Annotated in this window: 3 protein-coding genes and 1 tRNA gene; all 4 read right to left on the bottom strand. The window is 52.8% G+C overall.

Translation table 11 applies throughout. The annotated features are described in order from the left end of the window. Positions 1-76 (bottom strand) — tRNA-Trp (locus HEQ34_RS13700). Between the two features lie 154 nt (positions 77-230). Beyond that, positions 231-2,573 carry a TonB-dependent receptor gene (locus tag HEQ34_RS13695; RefSeq protein WP_296201414.1) on the bottom strand — a complete coding sequence of 781 codons (2,343 nt, stop codon included), beginning with the start codon at positions 2,571-2,573 and terminating at the stop codon, positions 231-233. Positions 2,574-3,225: 652 nt separating this feature from the next. Further along, positions 3,226-3,891: a hypothetical protein gene (locus HEQ34_RS13690; protein ID WP_296201412.1), complete on the bottom strand. Its 666-nt coding sequence runs from the start codon at positions 3,889-3,891 to the stop codon at positions 3,226-3,228. Next, complete coding sequence (locus HEQ34_RS13685) at positions 3,888-5,207, bottom strand: DNA methyltransferase (RefSeq protein WP_296201411.1); 1,320 nt, start codon at positions 5,205-5,207, stop codon at positions 3,888-3,890. The genes HEQ34_RS13690 and HEQ34_RS13685 overlap by 4 nt, the downstream gene beginning before the upstream one ends. Between the last annotated feature and the right edge of the window lie 606 nt (positions 5,208-5,813).

The following is a 5,813-nucleotide window of genomic DNA, read 5'->3' as shown; positions in this document are numbered from 1 at the left end:
TGGCAGGAGTTGGGGGACTCGAACCCACGACCCTCGGTTTTGGAGACCGATGCTCTACCAACTGAGCTAAACTCCTGCACTCCGCTTTTCAGCGGAGAAGGGTGCCCTTAACGCCGATATGCGCAAGGGGCAAGTCTGCTTTCGACAATATGCGTGGTCAAAAGATTGTCACCCCCGCTTTCGCGGGGATGACACGGATTTTTGGACTGCGGGCCTTTAGCGTTTAGCCTTTAGAATTTGAACCCGGCCTCAACGCCCCAGACGCGCGGTTCGTTGACGAAGCCGGTCAGGTTGTTGAAGTCGATGCCGCCGACGGCGGACGTATCCTTGGTGATGTTACGGACAAAGGCCGAAATATCGAATGCGTCGGTTTTGTAGCCAATGCGCACGCCGCCTTCGAGCATGCGTTTGTCCTGGAATTCAACTGATTCATACAAGAAGAAGTTGATTTTTGACCGGTACGCCCAATCGGTGAAGGCATAGACTTCGCCATTTCCAACAGGCACGCCATAACGTGCGGTCCAATTGGCGATCCATTTGGGGCTCTGCGGCAGGCTGTTGCCGTCGATGTTGACGATGGCGGCGGAGAAGGGCGCTGCGGCAACGACGATGGGATCAAGCGGGGTGCACAAGGACACGTTGGGGAATGTGTCCACGCGGGTTGCGCCGCATGCTGCGGTGGTCAGGCCGGTATCTTGAATGCTGGTGTTGTTATAGCTTAGGCCAGCGGTCAACAACAGTTCGGGCAGGGGCTTGAATTCAATGTCGGCTTCAAAACCATAGCCACGGACCATATCGGCGTTGATCAGGCGGTTGGCGTTGACGCCGCCGCCGACTGCGGTCAGTTGCGCATCGTTCAGCTCATAATAAAAGCCGTTGATGTTCAAACGTGCACGTCCGTCGAGCAAGGTCGATTTGATGCCGCTTTCATAGGATGTGATCGTTTCCGATTTGCCCACGGTCACGCCGCTTTCCAACGGCGTTGCGGTTGCGGGTGGGAACAGGATGCGGCCCTGAATCGACGGCGCGCGATAGCCACGGGCAACGCGGGCATAGAAGTTCACGTCATCGGTGGCCGCATACGTGCCGCTGAGATCCCAGGTCAGGTTATTGTCGCTGACATCACGGCGCACCGTGCCAAGCGGGTTTCGCAGGAAGCCGGGAAACTGGCTATCCTTGCTGCGTACGGCGACAAAGTCACGCTTGTCATCATTATACCGCAATCCGCCGGTGACGCTGAACTGATCAGTCAACTGATAGGTCATCGAACCGAACAGGCCATAAGCCTTGCTGTTTTGAACCTGCGAGACAAGGATGTTGACGCCATCGGCGGCGTTGCTTGGATCACCCAGCGTCGAGTAATTTTCCGAAACGATCTTCAGGTCTTCGTCAAAATAGAAGACGCCCGCCTGATAGCTTAACGGGCCGTCAGTGTTGCTGGCGATGCGGAATTCCTGCGTGAACTGCGTCAGATTTGGCACGCTGTCGCGGGTTTCGGCGGTGAATGGAATCTGACCCGGGCCAGTAAGGTTTGGCGGCAAGAAGTTCGCGCCAAAGCCACCGTCGACATCACCAACCGAGGTTGCATCACCCTTCCAATAGCTGGTGACCGAAATCAAAGAGACAGGGCCAGCATCATAGGTCATGCGCGCGGTCATATTCTGTGTGTCGACGCGCTGTTCGTTCTTGCCGTCGGTTGACACGCGATAGCGGTTGAAGTTTGCGTTCAGGCCCTCTTGCCCGCGCGTGAACACATTGGCGCGGAACACGCGCGCCGTGCCGTCCAACGAACGGAACTGGCCGGTGAGCAAAATGTCGAAATCATCGCTTGGTTTGATCAGGAACTGCACGCGCGCGGCATATTCTTTATACCCTTCAAACGCGTCCTTCGTGGTCTTGGCGGGCAGGACATTGTCGATATAATCGTCTTGGGTTTGATACATGCCCGACACCCGGACGCTGACCTTTTCGCCCAAGGGACCGCCAAAGCCGCCTTCGACGTTGATGGCGTTAAAGCGGCCATAAGAGATTTTGCCATAGCCACCAGCGACATCGCTTGGTTTAACGCTGTCGAACTTGACGATACCAGCGGTGGTGTTGCGGCCAAACAAGGTGCCTTGCGGCCCGCGCAATACTTCAACGCGCTCCATATCGAAAATCGGGAAGCCCTTAAGGATTGGGTTTTCCAAAACGACATCATCATAAATCAAGCTGACCGGTTGTGATGCGTTAAAGTCAAAGTCGGTGTTGCCAAGGCCGCGAATATAGAAACGCGGAAAGGTGCGACCAAAGGAGGATTCGACCAACAGGCTTGGCACGCGCCCCGACATGCCGCGAATATCGACGCCACCTGCGGTCAGCGCATTCAACTGATCGCCGCTGACGGCGGTGACGGACAATGGCACATCCTGCAGATTTTCTTCGCGCCGTTGTGCGGTGACGACGATTTCGTCCAAAGCTGCGCTGTTTTGCGGGGTTTCGTCCTGCGCAAAAGCGGCAGGTGCAATGAAAAGGCCGGTAGTGGCAACCGCGATAGCGGCGCTGGATGCCATGATTGAGCGGATGGAACGCATAAACTTCTCCCTGTGGTGACGAACTCAGGAGGCGGAATCATAGTCGCGCTCCGGATACTCAATTATGGATTTACGGTGCCCTGTCACAGAATCAACAAGGCTTTGCAATAAAAGTGAAATTTTGGCCCGACTGTGGCAGTTTGGCACTAAGGGTTTGGGGTCAGGTCAACCGACTGCACAAAACCATCGAATTGCCCTTGGAGAGCCCGCAGTCAAACCCAAAGAGCATGTCCGGTGATTTTGGTGCACGCAGAGGCGCGGAGGCGCAGAGGCGCAGAGGCCAGCCGAAGAGGCGCGGGGGAGTTTAGGGGTTTTTGTAGCCGTTGCCGTAATTTCTGACACGGGGTTGTCTGGAATTAGTGCAGTTTCAATTTAGCTTTTATAGCCAGTATACGCTACCAAGAAACCAGTGCACGAATATGGTTTCGGAAAGCGGTTCTGAGTCGCCCTTGGAACCCCCCAGACCCATATGCACACATACGAACCACCCTACCAAGTTGCTCGTCGTCAATAGTCAGAGAATTTGCCGCGGTAATGCTGCGCTGAAGCTCGAGGATTAATGTTTGATAACCGCCCTGACCGTTTGCTGCTTTGTCTATTTCCGCTCGTTCATTAGCCGTAAGTTGGAAGGTAACATTTCCCATAACGTTCTTCAAACCTCTCCTTCGGCGAGAATCATCCCGTCCGCATATAGTCGTCGATTGTCGGAATTAAATTCATATTTTACGTCACATAACAACCCATGCAAATCCACTAGTTTAAATCCTGTAGGACGATATTCGGACATGATAGAATTGGGAACTGGCACTCGCCGGATGGCAAATGCTAAAAGCAAATGGCGGGCATCTTGAGCTACTTTGAAATCATCTGAGGGCGAAAGATAAAAAGAACGCATAGTTGTCATTGCGCTGCCTTCACCGTAAATTTTACATTCAAGATAAGTGGGCCGACCGTCAGTATCGTAAAGCATAATATCTGGATAACCAGTAGACCGAAGTTTCCCGCCCTTCGAGACAGGGCGTTCCGCCCGAAGCCCTTGCGCCACTGCTGCCTCGATTACGAATGGCTCGATGTCGTTACCAACCTCGTTAGGTCGATTCCGAATAATTGGTGCGCTTCGAACAGCCTTGGCGCAACCTTCGGCTGCTGCAACCAATTTTTGGATTAATGCCTTATCCTGCTCACATTGGAGATCTATGGGCAGAACACTCTTGTCAGACATGGCCTTTACCACAACTGGGAAAGGCAAGTTTCGAATAGGCTTTAGAAATTGTGCTAGAACGTCTTCTAAATTTTCAATACGATCCTTGTCGGTCACATTCTTCTCAATATAACAATTCGATTGGTGTTAGTGCCGCCTCTGTTGTTGGAAACACCCCAACAATTGGCAGTCTTAGTGAACTCTTGTTGGTTTATCATTACGCCCAATTTATGGAACGGCAAGCCTTCTGCAGCACTCCAGACAAGACGTTCTAACAATACCTTTCCGCCTCTGACTTCTCCCACCTCGAAAGCTATGTGCCCTCCAGGACGAACGATCCGTGCCTGTTCCGTCAAAACGCCTCTGACCATTTCTGACCATGCCGCTTCCGTTTTATGCATACCAATTTTTATGCTTTTGGCATCGATTCCGGCAAACCAGCAGCGAAGCCAGTTGTCGTCGGCATACTGAACGACGTCCAAAAATGGCGGTGAAGTAACCACGAGAGCGGCGCTTCCTGTTGGAATCGTCGGAGAATCAGAAGCTGGAGCAGCTGAAAGGCAGCCTTCTGGATGAGGTGCCATCGTTCCATTAGAGAGCAAAGTTCGTGATTTCTTTAAGATGATCTTTATAATATCGCGTGGTGGCGGTGACTGATTGCGTTTGGCATTAATTTTCAATTGCGAAACAACACTGACTGCCTGATTAGGTGGCAACGTGTAAACTGAAAAAAATCCCGGAGAATGGCCTGTCAGACGATTGATCGCTACCATTCTGATCCAGTCGACTACTTGGTCGGGATTGGAATCTTCCAACGGCGCATTTTCTTCCAGCCATTCTTTAAGAACCGTGAGCTGTCGAAGAGTGACGGGGTGATAAAAGGCTAGCAAGTCTTCGCGGACCGAAACGTTTCGCTCCCATGGAACGATCGCCAACTTTGCTGCAATCGCATTTAGAGACGGTGGATTAAGTCTCGGGCGGGTGAGCAAAACTGACAATGGGTTGATATCGTTCGCTAAGGGTCGCCGCCCCATCAACGCCGCTTGAACGGGCGTAGTTCCCCGACCCATAAATGGGTCATGCACACCTTCGCCGACGTTCGTCAGTCTCGAAATGAAGAATTCGGGAAGTTGCGGCTTGAAGCAGGCTCGGTAGCTTACTTCATGAATTGAATGAGCCTGCCGTTGACCAGCGGTCCAAAATTCGTTGACCATATAAGGCAGTCCTTCTGCCTCCATTTCAACGGTCTTTGATCCAAACTCGGAAAACTGACGAACTTGATCTAAGAAATCCAAGTCAGCCTTTAGCTTTCGCTCGACCGAACGTGCGGGAGAAATGGGCTCTTCCGGAAAAAGATTATCGAAATGCGCCAACGCACGCGCCGCGACGGGATGAACATATGGAAGGTCAAATATTGTGTCTGAATCGCTCATCGAGATAGAGAACACAATGTGAACAAATTTGTCAAGTGCGGTTTGATTTTCATAGAAACAAGGTAACGTAGCCGTCTACCTGGGCCAAGCGCTAAGTGAACTTTCTCCCCAGAAATATGGAATTACGGTGATGTTTTGGAATTCCGCATTCCGGCGACAATTGCGTCACCCACGAAATAGGTTTGGAGGATAACGAGACGGGCCAACACCTTCTTCTTGTCTTTGCGTCTTTGTGCGAGATTATATTGGCGCAGCGTGTAGCTTTGGCAGTGCGGTGCACTCGCGCACTCATTGGCCCATGCCCACCCGGCTCGCCCTTCTGCTCTGTCTGGGGGACAGAGCTGGCGAGCCCCCCTCCCGCCTGCGGGAGGGGAATCTCAGCGCGGTTTCCGTGGGTCGGGCCAAAACCTTCTTTGCGTTCTCGGCGCTTCTGCGTGATATAAAATGCATCTGGTGTTCGGTCGCCCGCCTTTGCCTTGCTGCGGTGCGTGGTGAGAAATTAAGCCCCTACCCTTCAGGCGTGGAGGGACCAGTCCCCCGGACTGGTCCGAGAGGCTCCACGGGGTTGGGGTGGGGTATATAGCTTTGCGCAACGTCGACAGACCC

It is taken from the genome of Sphingorhabdus sp. (assembly GCF_023910635.1).
Taxonomy (GTDB): Bacteria; Pseudomonadota; Alphaproteobacteria; order Sphingomonadales; family Sphingomonadaceae; genus Sphingorhabdus_B.
Note: the sequence above shows the minus strand (reverse complement) of the source record. Positions and strands in the feature narration are given on the sequence as shown.

Coding starts and splice junctions, on each gene's coding strand:
- HEQ34_RS13695 (WP_296201414.1), bottom strand. CDS start 2,573: ATGCGTTCCATCCGCTCAATCATGGCATCCAGCGCCGCTATCGCGGTT.
- HEQ34_RS13685 (WP_296201411.1), bottom strand. CDS start 5,207: ATGAGCGATTCAGACACAATATTTGACCTTCCATATGTTCATCCCGTC.